The organism is Paenibacillus xanthanilyticus (genome assembly GCF_042682185.1).
Taxonomy (GTDB): Bacteria; Bacillota; Bacilli; order Paenibacillales; family Paenibacillaceae; genus Paenibacillus_Z; species Paenibacillus_Z xanthanilyticus.
The window spans coordinates 3,211,885-3,228,374 of the sequence record NZ_JBHUHA010000002.1; the positions used below are offsets into that span (position 1 = coordinate 3,211,885).

The 16,490-nt window shown below is 62.2% G+C and carries 11 protein-coding genes and 2 pseudogenes; 8 read left to right on the forward strand and 5 right to left on the reverse strand.

What is annotated here, in order from left to right; all coding sequences use genetic code 11:
• The first annotated feature begins 359 nt into the window (after window positions 1-359).
• From ACFSKT_RS31590 to ACFSKT_RS31615, 6 genes are all read left to right on the forward strand, one after another.
• A complete protein-coding gene (locus ACFSKT_RS31590; RefSeq protein WP_377717101.1) occupies window positions 360-1,013 on the forward strand; it encodes a peptide-methionine (S)-S-oxide reductase MsrA in 654 nt (217 codons plus the stop codon).
• A gap of 368 nt (window positions 1,014-1,381) precedes the next feature.
• Window positions 1,382-3,208: a cache domain-containing sensor histidine kinase gene (locus ACFSKT_RS31595; protein ID WP_377717102.1), complete on the forward strand. Its 1,827-nt coding sequence runs from the start codon at window positions 1,382-1,384 to the stop codon at window positions 3,206-3,208.
• Between the two features lie 160 nt (window positions 3,209-3,368).
• Complete coding sequence (locus ACFSKT_RS31600) at window positions 3,369-4,916, forward strand: response regulator (protein ID WP_377717104.1); 1,548 nt, start codon at window positions 3,369-3,371, stop codon at window positions 4,914-4,916.
• Window positions 4,917-5,010: 94 nt separating this feature from the next.
• Window positions 5,011-6,378, forward strand: a complete 1,368-nt coding sequence (locus ACFSKT_RS31605; protein ID WP_377717105.1) for an extracellular solute-binding protein — start codon at window positions 5,011-5,013, stop codon at window positions 6,376-6,378.
• A gap of 18 nt (window positions 6,379-6,396) precedes the next feature.
• Window positions 6,397-7,275 carry a carbohydrate ABC transporter permease gene (locus tag ACFSKT_RS31610; RefSeq protein ID WP_377717171.1) on the forward strand — a complete coding sequence of 293 codons (879 nt, stop codon included), beginning with the start codon at window positions 6,397-6,399 and terminating at the stop codon, window positions 7,273-7,275.
• Between the two features lie 2 nt (window positions 7,276-7,277).
• The gene (locus ACFSKT_RS31615; RefSeq protein ID WP_377717107.1) at window positions 7,278-8,153 is read left to right on the forward strand and encodes a carbohydrate ABC transporter permease; all 876 of its coding nucleotides are present in this window, start codon (window positions 7,278-7,280) and stop codon (window positions 8,151-8,153) included.
• Window positions 8,154-8,269: 116 nt separating this feature from the next.
• Here ACFSKT_RS31615 and ACFSKT_RS31620 read toward each other — a convergent pair.
• From ACFSKT_RS31620 to ACFSKT_RS31635, 4 genes and pseudogenes are all read right to left on the reverse strand, one after another.
• Window positions 8,270-8,383 (reverse strand): annotated as a pseudogene (locus tag ACFSKT_RS31620) (pentapeptide repeat-containing protein); the annotation flags it as partial.
• 98 nt (window positions 8,384-8,481) lie between these two features.
• A pseudogene (locus ACFSKT_RS31625) lies at window positions 8,482-8,589 on the reverse strand (pentapeptide repeat-containing protein); the annotation flags it as partial.
• A gap of 72 nt (window positions 8,590-8,661) precedes the next feature.
• Window positions 8,662-11,619: a DEAD/DEAH box helicase gene (locus ACFSKT_RS31630; RefSeq protein ID WP_377717108.1), complete on the reverse strand. Its 2,958-nt coding sequence runs from the start codon at window positions 11,617-11,619 to the stop codon at window positions 8,662-8,664.
• On the reverse strand, window positions 11,616-13,250 hold the full coding sequence (locus ACFSKT_RS31635; protein WP_377717109.1) for an SWIM zinc finger family protein: 1,635 nt from the start codon (window positions 13,248-13,250) through the stop codon (window positions 11,616-11,618). Before ACFSKT_RS31635 ends, ACFSKT_RS31630 begins: the two co-directional genes overlap by 4 nt.
• 513 nt (window positions 13,251-13,763) lie before the next feature.
• Between ACFSKT_RS31635 and ACFSKT_RS31640 the strand changes: the two genes are divergently transcribed.
• Both ACFSKT_RS31640 and ACFSKT_RS31645 read left to right on the forward strand, forming a co-directional pair.
• Window positions 13,764-14,138, forward strand: a complete 375-nt coding sequence (locus ACFSKT_RS31640; RefSeq protein WP_377717110.1) for a GNAT family N-acetyltransferase — start codon at window positions 13,764-13,766, stop codon at window positions 14,136-14,138.
• A gap of 279 nt (window positions 14,139-14,417) precedes the next feature.
• Window positions 14,418-15,497, forward strand: coding sequence for a GGDEF domain-containing protein (locus tag ACFSKT_RS31645; protein WP_377717112.1), 1,080 nt, complete (start codon window positions 14,418-14,420; stop codon window positions 15,495-15,497).
• A 271-nt stretch (window positions 15,498-15,768) separates the two neighbouring features.
• Here the strand turns inward: ACFSKT_RS31645 and ACFSKT_RS31650 are convergent, their stop codons facing one another.
• Window positions 15,769-16,389: a CBO0543 family protein gene (locus ACFSKT_RS31650; protein ID WP_377717113.1), complete on the reverse strand. Its 621-nt coding sequence runs from the start codon at window positions 16,387-16,389 to the stop codon at window positions 15,769-15,771.
• Window positions 16,390-16,490 lie beyond the last annotated feature (101 nt).

The following is a 16,490-nucleotide window of genomic DNA, read 5'->3' on the forward strand; positions in this document are numbered from 1 at the left end:
CCCCTCAGGGGAGGGGGAAGCAATGCTGTCAGGTTAAGGGAAACCGTCCAAGCCACCTGTGGCCTATAGTTGACAGGTTTGTGTCATAGGACTTACTTCAACACCTACTGAAGCTTTGTCCGTCAGGACAAAAGCATGCCAACACGGACGCCACCGCCAACCGCGAACAAATGTGAAAGCACGAAATAGGGAGTCCTGAGCGTTTTCTAAGGAAAACGCACTTCGGAAGCATACGCTTGGGCAGAGCCCTTTGGAGCCTCCTCGGCGGAGGAGGTGGGAGGAGGGAGCAACAAAAAGTGGGGTCAAAGGGGCGGAGCCCTTCTTAACCTGACAGGATTGAGGACAAGGGGGCAATCAAGATGACGATGGAGCGGGACGCATACAATTACCGGGAGCCGGGCGAAGTCATAACCTTCGGCATGGGCTGCTTCTGGTCGCCGGATGCGTTGTTCGGTTCGCGGCCAGGCGTCATCCGCACACGCGTCGGGTACGCGGGCGGAAAGACGGAGTCGCCGACCTATCGGCGGATGGGGGATCATACGGAGACGGTCGAGGTGGAATTCGACCCTGGCGTCGTCTCGTTCGGCGAGTTGGCGGCGCTATTCTGGGCGAACCATAATCCGGCGAACATCAACGGGTACAAGGGCCGGCAGTACCAGTCGCTGTTATTCTACAGGGACGCGGAGCAGCAGGCGGCGATCGAGAACGTGCTTGCCGAGCGGCGCGCCGGCGGACTGCCGGAGCCGGACACCGAAATAGTGCCTTTCGGCGGCTTCCATCCGGCGGAGGCGAATCATCAGAAATATTACCTCAAGCGGCATCCGGACGCGCGGGCCAAGCTGTCGGCGATCTTCCCCGGCGAGGCGCTGACCGGCAGTACGCTGGCCGCTCGGTTGAACGGGCTGGCCAAAGGGTTTACGAACCGGGAACGCATCCTCGAAGAGCTGGCGGACGGACGGGAATCGGAAGAAGCGCGGCGGCTCATGGCGTTGGTCAAGTCGATAAAATGGTAACGGGATGCCGGGGCGCAATGACCGGACAAGGCTATAATAGCCGCGCGAGGGGAATTGCGCTCCGGACCAGCATGCGAGAGGCGAGTTTCGCATGCAAGGCAAACGGGCGAGCACGAGACGAATATTGGAAGCGTTAAGCCGACTCTTCGCAACGCGCGATAGTATCCCCCTCAACGAGCACGCCAGTATCCTCTTCGACTAAACTGTGATAAAATCAACGGTGAATTTTTGTAAGCGCTTCCCGAAATAGTCGTTTCTCCCCCGAGCGAAGTATGCTATGTTAAAAAACATAACAATTATTTTGCTGATCAGAGAAATATATAACATATATCTGACGCTAATGCTGCAGACCAAGTGAAGGTGATCCCGTGGAAAATTGGCTCGGCCGCTCGCTCAAGCATAAATTGTCGCTTCTCATTATCATGGCCACGCTCGTGCCGCTGCTTTCCCTCGGCTGGTTCTCCTATCACATCGCGGAAGGGCTGACCGAGGAGAAGGCGAAGAGCGCGGGCATGAACACGCTCCGCCAGCTGGAGGCGTATTTGGACACGATGGTCAAGGATGCGGAGAACATGTCGCTGTTCCTCATCGGGCACAGCGGGGTCCAGCAATACTTGAAATCGCCGGACGGCAACTATGTGCTGCAAACCTCGATCATCAGCTTCCTCACCAATCTGGCGTTCTCGAAGCCGTACGTCGCCAACATCATCATCGAGCCGCTCGACGCCAAGCGTCCGATCTCGCAGCGGCCGGTCGTGCGTTCCGAATTCGCCGACATCACGACGATCCTGCCCGACTATTACAAGCAGCATCCCAAATGGTGGTCCAACGTGCATCGCCAATGGACGACCGACGGCATGCGCAAAGTCATCACGCTTGCGCGCCCGATTCGCAGCACCGACAAATACAAGCCGATCGGCAAGCAGCAGATTAACCTCGACCAGACGGTCATAGCGAACCAAGTCCGCTCCGCGCTCATGGAGAACAGCGGCTTCGTGCTGCTCCTCGACGAGCAGAACAAGCTGATCGCCGGCCCGGACGAGTGGGAGACGAGCGTCCCGATCACCGAGCATTACCCCGGACTTCCCGCCTTGGACGGGAGCAGCGGCTATCTCGACTACGGCCTGGGCGCGGAGAAGATGACGGTGCTGTACAAGCGGCTTGCCGGCGTGAATTGGAAGCTGGTCGGCATCATCCCGGCGAAGGAATACCGCAAGCAGAACGAATATTTCTTGACGCTGACGGCCGTCGCGGTGACGATCGCCATGGTGTTCGTCATCATTTTCGTCGTCTTTCTCATCCAGCGGATTACGAAGCCGTTGTCCGTGCTGACCCGCTTCCTGAAGAACGCGAGTCCCGACGAGCCGCTGCCCGCGCTCCCGGTCACCTCGGTCGACGAAGTCGGCCAGCTCGTCATCAGCTACAACAAGCTCAGCTCGCGCATCATCAAGCTGACCGAGGAGGTCAAGCGCAGCGAATCGCTCAAGAAAGAGGCGGATATGCACGCGCTGCAGGTGCAGATCAACCCGCATTTTCTATACAACACGCTCTCGTCGATCCACTGGCTGGCGCTCATGAATCAAGATGGCAAAATCGCCGACATGGTCGGATCGCTCAGCGATTTTCTACGCTTCAGCCTGAACAAAGGACAGGAATACTGTTCCATCCAGCAGGAGCTGATGCATGTGCAGAATTACGTGCGCATTCAATCGATCCGCTACCCGGAGAAATTCGATTTTCAGCTGCGGCAAGCCGACGGGATCGGCGAGCAGACGATGCTGAAGCTGCTGCTGCAGCCGCTCGTCGAGAACGCGATGCTGCACGGGCTGCTGCCGAAGGATGGACCCGGTCTCATCCGGATTACGGTCTCCGAGGACCCGCGCGGGTTCTGCTTCCGGGTCGAGGATGACGGCGTCGGCATGGACGAGGAGCGCATGGGCGAGCTGCGCGCCCAGCTGTCCGGCATCCCGCTGGAGGAGCAGGAGCGGACCAAGCAGGGCAGCTATGGCTTGCGCAACGTGCACAACCGGTTGCTGCTTCACTACGGCAAAGAAGCGGGGCTGTCGATCGACAGCCGCAAGGGGGCCGGGACGCGCGTGCAATTCACGCTTCCGCGCCTGCCCGACGCAGCGATGGGGCAACAGCCGCGCCAGTCCGTGGCGACGGAAGCAGAGCAGGACGAGCGCGGCAGGTAGCCAGACAACGCTCCGATCAGGGCACTTGTGCGAATTGGCGTCGAGCACGCATAGACGCATGCGCGCTAGGAGCGGTTTGATCGGCGGTCAGCGGCAAAGCATGGATGAGGATCGTTCGCTTTATGTACGAAGTGATTTTCGCCAAAAGGGGGCTATTCGCGTGAAAGTATTGATCGTCGACGACGAGGTCATTATCCGTACCGGACTGAGCACGGTCATCCGCTGGGAGGAGAACGGCTTCGCGCCGCTGGCGCCGGCCGCCTCCGCGGAGGAGGCGCTGCTGCGCATCCCGGTCGAGCAGCCGGACATCATTTTGACCGATATCCGGATGACCGGCAAGAGCGGCATCGAGATGGCGCGCGAAGTGAAAGCCGCCTATCCCGAGACGGAGATCATCGTCATCTCCGGCTTCGACGAATTCGCGTATGCGCAGCAGGCGATGCGGGAGGGCGTCAGCGATTATTTGCTGAAGACGAGCCGGCCGGACGAAATTTTGGCCGCCGCGCGCAAGGCGGGCGAACGTCTGGCGAAGCGGAGGGAAGCCGAGCGGTTGAATCAAGCGCAGGAGGAGACGGTTCGGCGCAGCCGGCTGGCGAAGCTGCTCGAAGGCGGCGCAGGGCAAGCTTCCGCCGTGTCGGCCGATGTTGGCGACCTAGGGGACTTCTTTCCGAAGCTGAAGCTGGAAGAGGCGGGCGAACGGCTCCAAGTATGGCTGATTGAACTGGCGGGCGACGAGGCGGCGGGTGAGGCGCGTTCGATCGGCCAACTTGGCGAGCGTCTGGAGCGGGAGCTGGCCTGCGCATGGCTGCCTTGGCGCGATGGCTTGCGGCTCGTCGTCAAGCTTGCCCCGCGCGGGGACGCGATCGCTGCGGTCGAGACGGCGATTCATCGCATCTGCGGGCTGAGCGACGGCCGCGCGTTCGTCGCCTGCGGGCTGCCGGTCGCGCAGCCGTCCGCGCTGAAGGAAGCGTTCGATACCGCCGCGGAAGCCGCGCGTTACCGTTGGCTCCTGCCGGATGTCGCGATCGTGCGCTACGGCGACGTCGCGGGACGCGCCGGCATGCGCGGCGTCTGCATGGACGAGGAGGAAGCCGCGCTCTCGGCCGTCCTCCGCGCCGGCGATGCCGAGGGGCTGCGAGCTTACGTCGCGGAGCGCCTGCGCGCGATCCGGCAGGATCCGCAGGCGACGCCCGCCACGGCCCAAGCGTATCTGCATTCGCTGCTCGTGGCGGCTAGCCGCTGGCTCGAGCGGGCGTCGGCTTCCATCGGGCAAGCTCGGCCGCAGTCGGCCGGCGCGTCCGTGGACCCGGGCATGCTGGAATCGCATCCCGAATCGACGCTGCTGCGACAGCTGGAGCGCGTCATGGCGCAATATCGCGACTTGGTCGCGGGGACGAATCCCGTGCGCCAGGCGATCGCCTACATTCACGATCATCTCGACCAGAGCCTGTCGCTCCAACAGGTGGCGAGGCATGTGCACATGAATCCGAATTATTTCAGCGAGATGTTCAAGCGCGAGACGGGACAGAACTACCTCGAGTTCGTCACGCAGGCGAAGCTGCGCCGCGCGATGCTGCTGCTGGCGGAGACGCCGGCGAAGGTGAGCGAGGTCGCAAGCCGGATCGGCTACGAGGATACCAAATATTTTAACCGCTTGTTCAAGAAATTCACGGGGCAGACCCCCTCCGAATACCGAAGCAATTGCTGAAGATCGTCCCTCCTTCATCTGAATTCTCTCCCCTACTGGCCGCCGCGGTCCTCTTCTATACTGAAAGCATCCAAAGACACAAGGGGGATTGACGATGAAGAAATCGCAAGCAAGCCGCGTGGGCGTCACGCTCGCGCTCGCGTCGATGATGCTGGCCGCCTGCAGCGGCAACAACGAGGGTGGCGGGGCCAATGGCAACGCGCCCGCGCCGGAAGCGTCCGGGAACGGCGGCAACGGCGCCAAGCAGGAGAAGGTCAAGCTGACGCTGTGGCACAACTTCGCCGGGGATGATCTTCGCGCCAAGACGGTTCGCAGCTTCATTGATCAGTTCAAGCAGGATAATCCGGACGTGGAGCTGGACGCGCAGGCGATCCCGCCCGACGGTTACCGTCAGCGCCTCGCGACGGTCGCAGCGGCGAACGAAATGCCGGATCTCTCCTTCGTCTACGCTGGCAGCCATTCGACCGAGCTGTATAAGGCGGGCCTGCTGCAGCCGATCACCGAGCTGATCGACGCCAATCCGGAGTGGAAGGGCAAGTTCCTGCCAGGCGCTTTCGACCCGTACACGTTCGAGCCGAACCAGATCTATACCGCGCCGCTTGGCATGTCCGCGACCTCGATCCTTTATTACAATACCTCCTTGTTCGAGAAACATGGCGTGAAGGTGCCGACGACGTGGGACGAGATGCTCGCCGCGATCAAGACCTTCAACGACAACGGCGTGACGCCGATCGCCCTCGGCAACAAAGCGCCTTGGGTGGCGCAGTCGACGATCATCGGCTCGCTGGCCGACCGGGTGACCGGCACGGAATGGTTCAAGAACGCCGCGGCGCAGAAAGACGCGAAGTTCACGGACGCTCCGTTCGTGGAAGCGCTCGGCTACTTCAAGCAGCTCGTCGACAACAAAGCGTTCCAAGAGGGCGCCAACAGCATTGACAATACGCAGGCAGAACAATATTTCATCCAAGGCAACGCGGCGATGATGGTGAGCGGCGCGTGGACGCTGACGAATCTGGCGGCCGCGGCCAGCGAGGAGCAGATGAAGCCGATCGACGTGACGGTGCTGCCGGCGATTCCGGGCGGCAAGGGCGACGCGAACACGATTACCGGCGGCGCGGGCGGCGGTCTTGCGCTGAGCAGCCGGACGACGGGCGCGGCGAAGGAAGCGGCGCTGAAGCTGATCTACACGCTGAGCGGGCCGGAGGCGCAGAAGGCGATCGCCGAGAGCAACTCCATGGTCATGTACGACACCGAGATCGACCAATCGAAAGTTACGTCCCTGTACTACAAGGCATTCAATCTCGTGAAGAAAACGGGTATCACGCCGGTGTACGACGCCATCCTCTCCGCCGAAAGCGCGGAAGCGCTCAACAACGGCCTGCAGGAGCTGATGATGGGCGGCAAGCCGGAGGATGTCGCGCAGAAGGTGCAGGACGCGCAGGCCCGATCGGTCACCCCGTAAGGAGGCGGTAGTATGGGTATGGCACCCGCAGTACGAAGCCGGGGGTTCATCGCGCTCGCGCTGCTCCCGGCGCTGCTCCTCTTCCTGGTGTTCGTCATCGTCCCGATCTTCTGGTCGGCGTACTACGGGCTGTTCGACTGGAAAGGCCTCGGCAGCGCCAAGTTTATCGGACTTGGCAATTATGAGGAGATTTTGCAGGATAAAATCTTTTGGCGCGCGCTTAAGAACAACCTGATTCTCGTCGCGTCCTCCATCGTCGGCCAAATCCCGGTGGCGCTGCTCCTGGCGCTGCTGCTCCTGCGGAACACGTTGTTCTCGCGGTTCATCCGCTCGGCGGTGTTCATGCCGATGGTGCTCTCCACCGTCGTCGTCGGCCTCATCTGGGGCTATATCTACCACCCGCAGTTCGGTCTGGCGAATGCCGTGCTGGAATGGCTCGGGCTGGAATCGTGGACGCGGGCGTGGCTGTCCGATCCGAAGGTGAACATGCTCGCCGTGTCGGTGCCGATCAACTGGAGCAACGTCGGCCCGTACCTGATCATTTTCATCGCCGCCCTGCAAAATATTTCGTCCGAAATCGACGACGCCGCCAAGATCGACGGCGCCGTCGGCTGGCGGAAGCTGATCTCGGTCACGCTGCCGATGATCTGGGGAACCGTCGTCGTCTCGCTCGTGCTGTGCATCTCCGGCAGCCTGAAGGCGTTCGACCACGTCATCGTCATGACCGGCGGCGGCCCGGCGCAATCAACGGAGCTGCTCGCCACCTACATGTATAACAACACGTTCGACGTGTACCGCTACGGCTACGGCTCCGCGGTCTCGACCATGATCATCGTCATCAGCGCCCTGCTCATCGGGCTCCAGTACGCGCTGACCGGCCGGAAGAAGGAGGGATAGGCGTGGAGACCAATGCGACTACGACGGGATCGGCGAAGCTGCCGGCCGTCAAGCTGGCGCTGCGCGCCGGCGGCGGCTTGGTCAAGCTGCTGCTGATCGTCTACGCCGTGCTGACGCTGTATCCGCTGTACTGGCTGTTCATCAGCGCGTTCAAGACGAATCAAGATTTCTTCAACCGGCCCTACGGGCTGCCTGCGGCGTGGATGAAGGAGAACCTCGTTCGGGCGTGGGAGCTCGGCAATATGGGGCGGGCGATGTTCAACTCGGCGCTGGTCACGGTCTCGGCCGTGCTGCTGACGATCGTGCTGGGCGTGCTGGCGGCCTACGCGCTCTCGCGGTTCGATTTTCGCTTCAAGAAGGCGATCGTCGCGCTGTTCCTCGCCGGCCTGCTCATCCCGATCCACAGCACGCTCGTGCCGTTGTTCATCATGATGAGAAAGCTGCATTTGCTCGATACGTACGGCGCGCTCATTCTGCCGTATACGGCGTTCGAGCTGCCCATTGCGATCTTCCTGGCGATGGCGTACATGGCGTCGATCCCGCGGGAGATCGAGGAGGCGGCGATGATCGACGGCAGCGGCTGGTGGCGCATCTTCGGCAGTCTCATTCTGCCGCTGTGCAAGCCGATCGTCGCCACGATCGCGATTCTCGGGTTCCTGCGGTTTTGGAACGACTTCTCGTTCGCGCTCGTCTTCATCAACACCCAGTCCCTCAAGACGCTGCCGCTCAGCCTCTCGCTCTTCTCCGACGGCTTCGGCACGGACTACGCCCTGACCATGGGCGCGATGGCGATCGCTGTCATCCCAACCATTGTCATCTATCTGCTCATGCAGGAGCATATTATGAAGGGCATGGTCGCGGGCTCGGTGAAAGGGTAAGAGACCGGCGGAAGTTCGCGGAACGTAACCCGCTGAAGCTGTCAGGTAATATGCGGTGCAGGCTCGGCTGGGCACAAAAAGAACCTCAGATCCCGAACGGGAATCTGAGGTTTTTGTCATTCCATGCGAAGCCGCGCCGAGCGAAGCTGCGCCGAGCGAAGCCGCGCCAAGCGAAGCCGCGCCGAGCGAAGCCGCGCCAAGCGAAGCCGCGCCGAGCGAAGCTGCACCGAGCGAAGCCGCGCCGAGCGGGCCGCGCCAAGCGAAGCCGCACCAAGCGAAGCCGCACCAAGCGAAGCCGCGCCAAGCGAAGCCGCACCGAGCGAAGCCGCGCCAAGCGAAGCCGCGCCGAGCGAAGCCGCACCGAGCGAAGCCGCGCCGAGCGAAGCTGCGCCGAGCGAAGCCGCGCCAAGCGAAGCCGCGCCGAGCGAAGCTGCACCGAGCGAAGCCGCGCCGCGCCGCACGCCCATTGCCGCGGCGGCGCTTCTCGCCTAGAATATCCGGCTCACGCCTATCCGCCCCAATTCCGCCGCAGCGTGAACAGATCCTTCAGCGCGTCCGTCGACAGCTCCGTAATCCAGCCCTCGGAGCTCGTAATGACGTTGTCGCTCAGCTGCTGCTTGCTCTCAAGCATCTCGTCGATCCGCTCCTCCAGCGTGCCGAGCGCGATGAACTTGTGCACTTGCACGTCCTTCGTCTGCCCCATCCGGTAGGCGCGGTCGGTCGCCTGATTCTCGACGGCCGGATTCCACCACCGGTCGAAATGGAACACGTGGTTCGCCGCCGTCAGATTCAGCCCGACGCCGCCCGCCTTGATCGACAGAATAAAGACGTTCGGCTGCTCGTCCGCCGGCAGCGTGCGGGACTGAAACTGCTCGACCATGCTGTCGCGCGCCGCCTTCGACGTGCCCCCGTGAAGATAGAGAATCGGCTCGCCGAGCTCCTCGTACAGCACGCGCTGGAGCATGTTGCCCATGCCGATGTATTGGGTGAAAATCAAGCACCGCTCGCCCTCGGCCCGCAGTTCCTTGACCATCGCGACCAGCCGTTCGAGCTTGGAGGAGCGACCGATGAGCGTCTCGCGGGCTTCCGAGTCGGTGCCGCCGAGATTCTCCGGCAGCTCTTCCTTCGTCATTAGGACCGGATGGTCGCACAACTGCTTGAGCTGCGTGAGCGCCGCGAGAATCGCGCCCTTGCGTTCCATGCCCTCGAGCTGCCGTACGCGCTCCAGCAGATCCGTGACGGACTGATCGTAGAGCGCGCTCTGCTCGGGCGTTAGATTAATATAGGTCTTCATCTCGTTCTTATCGGGCAGGTCGAGCATAATATTCGGGTCTTTCTTCTTGCGCCGGAGCATGAACGGCTTGACCAGCTTCTGCAGATCGGCCGTGCGCTGCTCGTCGCGCTCCTTCTCGATCGCCTGCGCGTACTGCTCCTGGAACGCTTTCGGGCTGCCGAGGAAGCCGGGATTCATGAAGTCGTAGATCGACCACAACTCGGACAGCCGGTTCTCGATCGGGGTGCCCGTCATCGCGACCCGGTGCTTCGCGCGGAAGCTGCGGACCGCCGCCGATTGGCGGGTGCCGGCGTTCTTGATGTTCTGCGCTTCGTCGAGCACGATCGTCGTCCACATATACGACTGGAGCAGCTCCTGGTCGAGCGCCGCGGTCGCGAATGAGGTTAACAACACGTCTGTGTCCCTAAGACTGGCCTCGAACGCTTCGCCGCTCGTTCGCTTGCTGCCGTAGTGCAGCTTGGCGCGCAGGGCGGGGGCGAAGCGGCTGATTTCCTTCTGCCAGTTGCCGAGGACCGAGGTCGGACAAATGACGAGCGACGGCATGTGCTCCTCGCTCGGATCGGCGGACTCCTTAATATGGAGCAGGTAGGTGATGAGCTGCACCGTCTTGCCTAGACCCATGTCGTCGGCGAGACAAGCGCCGAGCCCGAAGCCGCGGAGGAACGCGAGCCACGCGAAGCCTTCCTGCTGATAGGCGCGTAGATTCGCCTGCAAGCCGGCGGGAATCGGCAGCGGCGGCCAGTCGGACTGGCTCGTGAGCTGGGCCATGAGCCGGGTGAGATGGCTGTTGAGCTCGACCTCCAGCTGCAGCTTGTCCTCCGCCTCGTCCTTCTCTTCGCCCTCCGCGCCTTTGGCGGCCCGGCGCCAGCCGCCGGTTAACTGCATTTGGAGCACTTCCTGGAACGTCAGCCCTTTGGAGCGATTCACCCGCGCCATTGCGCTGCGGATATGCTCCAACAGCTGCGGATCGAGCGTAATCCATTGGCCGCGGAATTTCACGATGCGTTCGCCGCGGGCGACCAGCTCGTGGAATTCCGCTTCGGATAAGTCGGTATCGCCGATCGCGATCCGCCAGTTGAAGTCGACGAGCGAGTTCAGGCCGAACAGCGAGCCGCTCTTGCCGCCCGCGCCTCCGGCGCCAGCCTCCTCGGTCACCTTGGCGCGCAGCTTCGGCTTGCGCTTGCGCGCGGCTTCCCACCAGGCCGGCAGGAGCACCTGCCAGCCGGCTTCGAGCAGTCGGCGGCTGTCCTCGGTCAGGAAGCGCCATGCGGATTGGTCCGTCAGCGGCTGCCCGAGGACATCCAAGGGGCCGCCCGCCAGCAGCTGCGGCGAGAGGCTGGCAAGCAGATGCGACAGCCAGCCTTCGGCGCGCTCCTGCACGCGCGCGTCCCACGCGGCGGGCCAATCCCCGGCCGCGTAGCCGCGCTGACTGAGCCGGACCGGGTAGATCGCGGCCGGATCCTGCTTGTCCTGGACGATCAGCCGCAGCCGCCAATCCATCTCTTCCTCGTCCGGCTCCAGCAGCTGCAGCAGCGGCCGGAACGGCGCGTTATCGGCCTTCCAGCCGATCGCCACGAGCCAATCCTCCGCCTCGAGACCGGCGAGGGAGCCGCGATCGCCCGTGAAGAGCAGGGGATACTCGCGCCTCAGGTCGGCAGCCGCTTCCTCGGTGCCGTAGTAACGGCTGAAGACGGCGGCGGAGAAGGCGGCTTTCAGCGCGTTCGTCCACGATGGATCATGGGTCTCTGTCAGCAGACGCGCCGCCTCTTCATCCAGCGAGGCGTGCTCCCACGTCCATTGGAGCTTGCCTGTCCGGAAGACGTCCAGATCGGGCACGAAGCTTCGCTCCTCGATGAATCGCCCCAGCGCGGGAGCAAGCTTCATCAGCCGGTCCGCCTCCGCCTCCCAGGTCCATTCCACGTGCGCAAGCAGCCGCCCTTCGGCGAAATACGGAATCACCTGCTCGGCCGGCAGCACGACCAGCTCGACCCCCTGGGCTTGCCGGATTTCCAGCTCCGTGCCGTAGAAGGAGGGCTCGTGCCAGGCGAAGAGCCGGTGCTTGAGCAGCAAGCCCGGCGCGGCGCTATAGCTGGACAATGTGCCGTACAGCAGCGCGTCGCCGTAAGCGGTGAGGCTGGCGTTCACCGTGACGCTATCCTTATGTCGACTCATGGGATCAGCTTTCCTTTCCTCAATTCCTCTTGCAGCGCTCGGAGACGGCCGTGACGCTCGGCGAAGGCTTCGATGAACCATTCCCACCGCTCGTCCTGCTTGAGTTTCTTGTATAACTTTGCCAGCCGCTTCAATAGCTTCACTGCCGCCTTGTAGCCGTGGCGGTTCTTCTCCAGCACGTGGCGCTCGACCGCTTGATGATAAAAGGGCAGCAGCAGCTGCGGCTCGTGCTTCTCAATCGGGGCCAGCTCGCTAACCCGCAGATCGAGCGGCTCCACGCCGGCGCTCAGCTGCACGTCCATCCACTGACGCCAGCGTCCGCGTTCGATCAGCTTGTTCTCGTAGAGGGAACCCGCGAACGGCAGCATATCCTCCAACGTCTCCCACATGCGGGACTCCGCCTCCGGAGCCAGCTGAAGCATGTCGTCCCAGTAGCGTCCATATCGGTCGAGACTATCCTGCCGATTGCCGATCAACAGCGGACCGACGGCGCACAGCCAGTCCAATTGACGTTCGGGCTGCCCTTGCTCGCGCAGCTCGTCCAGGTAGACGAACAGGCTATCCGGCTTCACCCGCGTCTTGGCGGCGGCAGACCGCAGCAGATCGATCGCTTCGGCATCTTCGCCCAGCCAGAACCGCATCCAGCCGCGCGCCTGCAAGGCATGGATGCGCGTAACTGCCGCGCCGAGCCGTGCTTCGGCGGCATCCAACGCCGCCAACTCGCCGGTCAGTGTCTCGGCTTCCTCGAATAAAGGCCGCATCCAGTAGCGCCAGTAGGCGACATACAGCTCCGTAATATACGGGTAGGCCTGCGGCTCGGTGAGCATGCCTTCCCGCAAATAGACCAGCGTATCGCGCAGATAGCCGCGTTCCGCCGGAGAGAGCGACGGAAGGCCTTCGGCCAGCCGTGTCAGGGCGGCTTCCTGCAGCTCGGCCGCCGCGGCATGCGTATGGAAGCCAAGGAAAAGCCCGCCCCCGGACCACGTGCCGCCCGTCGGCTGGGCAGGCTTCGTCACCTGCTCCAGCACGAATAGCTCCGCATGCAGGCCGGCGACACGCTCCATGACGGGCGTGAGCGGCGGCAGCGTCTCGTAGATTGCGGCCAGCGCGCCGCTGGCATACTGCGCGTTGCGCACCTGCTCTGCAAGCGGCGCGATGCAGGCGGCGAACAGCTCGCGCCACGCCGCGATCGGCAGCTCCGCCAAGCCCGCCGCGCGCTCGCGGAGCTGCGCCGAACGGGACGCTTTGCCCGCGGCGGCCGCCTCGGCCTTCACGCGGGCGGCTTCCATGGCCGCGGCCGACTTGGCGTTGACCAGCTGATGGACGAGCCGTCCCTGCAGGTTGGCATACGCGAGCAGCACGGCCACGACGTGCTTGCAGCCGCCTCCGGCCGGACAAGCGCATTCGCTCTCCGTGACGTTATCCAGCTTGATCCGCACGCGGCAGCGCGTAAGCTCGTTGCCCGCCACGAGCGCTTCTACCACGCCCGCGCGCGGAAGCGTCAGCTCTTGGACGCGATCTTGCTTATAATCTTGAAACCCGCGCTTGATCGTCAGGTCGTCGAACTGATCGGCCACCTGCCGGATCAGCGCCTGCCACTGCGCATCGTCTATCGTAGAAGTCGGATTCATAATCGAGAGAATCTCCTGTTTTCGCATCGCGATTTTACGAACATTGGTTCTATTATAGCAGTTCGGGGGCCATAGGGAACAAGTCAATCGTTAGCTTTGTCCGTCAGATTAAGCACAAGACTCGCACGAGAAACAACCACGAATCAGCAAACAAAGCGTGCCTCGCACAACAAAGCAAGCGTTAGCTTTGTCCGCAAGGACAAAAGCGTGCCTCGCACGAAAACAAACGCCGACCACTGAACTGACGTGACGCACGAACGGGTGTCCAGAGGGCGGAGCCCTTGGATCCCCCTCGGCGGAGGGGGTAGGGGGAGGAGGTTACTGAAACGGGTGTCCAGAGGGCGGAGCCCTTGGATCCCCCTCGGCGGAGGGGGTAGGGGGAGGAGGTTACTGAAACGGGTGTCAAGAGGGCGAAGCCCTTGGATCCCCCCAACGGAGCGCGCGGGTTCACTTCCCGCCCACGGGGTAATGAAGAGCATGCGACGAATACGCTCTTCATGGAGGTGCAAGACCATGCGGGAAAATGACGATCGGCTGGACAAGCCGCAAGAGGAAATTATCGCCGAGAAGCAGGGCAACAGCTACATTTTGACCGGTGTCGGCGGGACGATCGGCGAGATTCATTTTCGGATGATCGACGTGGATACGTGGGTCATCGACCGCACGTACGTGCAAGCCGAATACCGCGGGCAGGGGCTGGCGAAGCAGCTGCTCGACCTGGTCGTGGACGAGGCGAGGGAGCGGGGAAGACGGATTATACCATCCTGCTCGTACGCGCTGGAGCAGTTCAAGCAAGACGCGGCCTACGCCGACGTCTGGGACAACAAGGCCGCGGGGGACTATGCCGATCCGTACAGCTCGCACAGCATCGGGGCGACGCGGCCGTAACGGGGACGGCTGCGGCCAGCCGCTCCCTCGGACGGTTGTCCGGCGCGCGACCGCGATCGGGCCCTTCCCTCGGAGCCGGCGCTTTTTGGTTCGGTTCTGTCCATCCCGAACGATTGCTCGAGCGCACGAGAGCCTTCAACCCTTCGCCAATCCGGCAAGGTTGAGGGCTTTTTTTGGTGCAATTAGGCAGCTTAGCATTCGCTCGCAGGCGTTCGCTATGGTGCGGATCGTGGTGGTATACTAGGGGGAGAGCATGCCCAACATCTAGGGGGGACAGCGTTGCGGGACGATCCGATAGTGCTTCCGGACAAGTGGGTCCGGATCATTTTATATTCCTTTTGGCTTTGCGCGGTGTTCTATGCAGCCGCTTCGGGCTTGGCACTCCTCTTTACCGATGAGGCGAAGAGTGAATTCTTCGCTCGTATTATCGCGGGTCCGTTGGCCGGGATAATCGGGGTTGTCGCGATTGCCGAGCTGCTGTGCCGGTATAAGCGGGAGTGGTTGACGTCGATTCTGATCGGCGCGTCTAACGGGCTGGCCGCGATCATGATCGTGGCCAATCACGAGGTCGAGCTGATGGTCGCGGTGCTGCTCCTTCCGCTGCTGGTGTCGGTCTTTTTTCTCCGGCAAAAGGTGCTGCTCGCGGCTTCCGCGACCGGCGTGGGGACGTATGCGGCGCTGATGGCGGCGTACCCGCCGCTGCAGGCGGAACAGTCGCCCGCCGAGGCGATCGCGCTGCTGTTCATCTTCGGAGCCGGCACCGCGATTTTGGCCGGCCTGCTCCAACGCGGCGCGGAGCTGGCCCGGCGGTGGCATATCGCTTCCACGCTGAACCAGGCGCTGACGCAAGAGAAGGAGCAGATCGAGCGCATGCTTCGCATGGACGGGCTGAGCGGCTTATTTAATCACCGCGCGTTCTACGAGGAAGCGGAGAAGCGGCTGACGGCCGCCGGGGAGGCGCCGGGCGAATTCCAGCTGGCCGTGCTGGACATCGATAATTTCAAAAGCATCAACGATCGCTACGGGCACAAGGTCGGCGATATCGTCATCAAGGCGGTGGCCGACACGCTGCGCGGACTACTGGGTCCGGAAGATATGGCATTCCGCTACGGCGGGGAGGAGTTCACGCTGTTGTATGGCCGGCCGACGCCGGAGGCGGATGCGGCGTTCGTCGAGTCGATCCGGCAGGCGATCGAGGAGCTGACATTCGAGGAAGCGCCCGGGCTGCGCGTCACGGTGAGCATCGGCGTTCAAGCCTATGCCCAGGGCTTGAACAAGCACGGGCTGTTTGAGGGCGGCGACCGGGCGCTCTACGAGGCCAAGCGGACGGGCAAGAACCGGATCGTGCGGTTCTCGTAACCGTACGTCGTGCGGAGCGTAACCGGATAATAAGAACGGCGCGGATTATGCCGATCCGTACAGCTCGAACTGCGTGGGCGCTACGCTGCCATGAGGCAAGTCTAAAAAACAGCCCTCAACCATTCGCCAGACCGGCGAGGTTGAGGGCTGTTTGGCGCAGCTGAAATAAGGCGTTCTACTGCGGGGACAATCATGCCGATACGATACGATACCCTCCGGCTGCGTGCCCCTCTGAAGACGGCGAGAGCCTGTTCGCCGTCGGGAACGCCGGTTAGCGCGCCCTTTGCTTGCGGCGAAAATAATCGAAATTGACACTCGATGTCTTTTTCTTTGCCTTAGGTTGGACCTTGTCGTAGCTATTTAAATTGTACAGCGAATGCGCGGTTAGATACATCCCCAATAGGATGCCGAAGGAGTAACTGTATTGCCAGTTAATTTTTTTGTACAGATCGATCGTCGCGAGCAAGGGCAGTCCGACAAACGCGGCGAATCCGGCGTAAACGACGGCTTTGAGGAACGGATGGATGCGAGGCTTATATTGAATGAACACCATGCCTAAGACGGGCAAGACGGAAAGCCGGAACGAGAAGCTGAGCGTCGGGGAAGGGATCACTTTCACGGGGTACGCCCATAAGCCGTTCTCGATGCCGATCGTGTCCAGGACGGCGGAAAAAATCATAATGAACAAACCGGCGCAAAGCAGACGGCCGGTGCTCTTCCGCTCCCGAATGAAAAACCATGTCACCCAAGGCACGACGATCAGGGCTGCGCAGAACCACCACTTCCACGAATAGATGAAGGTGGTCGAAATAACGTCCATCACCATGCCGTTGGCCTCCACGATCTGTTGATTGGCCTCGTCGACCTTTTTCAATCCCTCTTCGAAATTCATCGTACCATTCCCTTTAGTTTTTACTTACTTTGCGCCTCGATTGGTCCTTTTATCCAAGCGGGAGCGGTGCAAATCCGGCGGCCAAGACGGAAAAGCCCTGG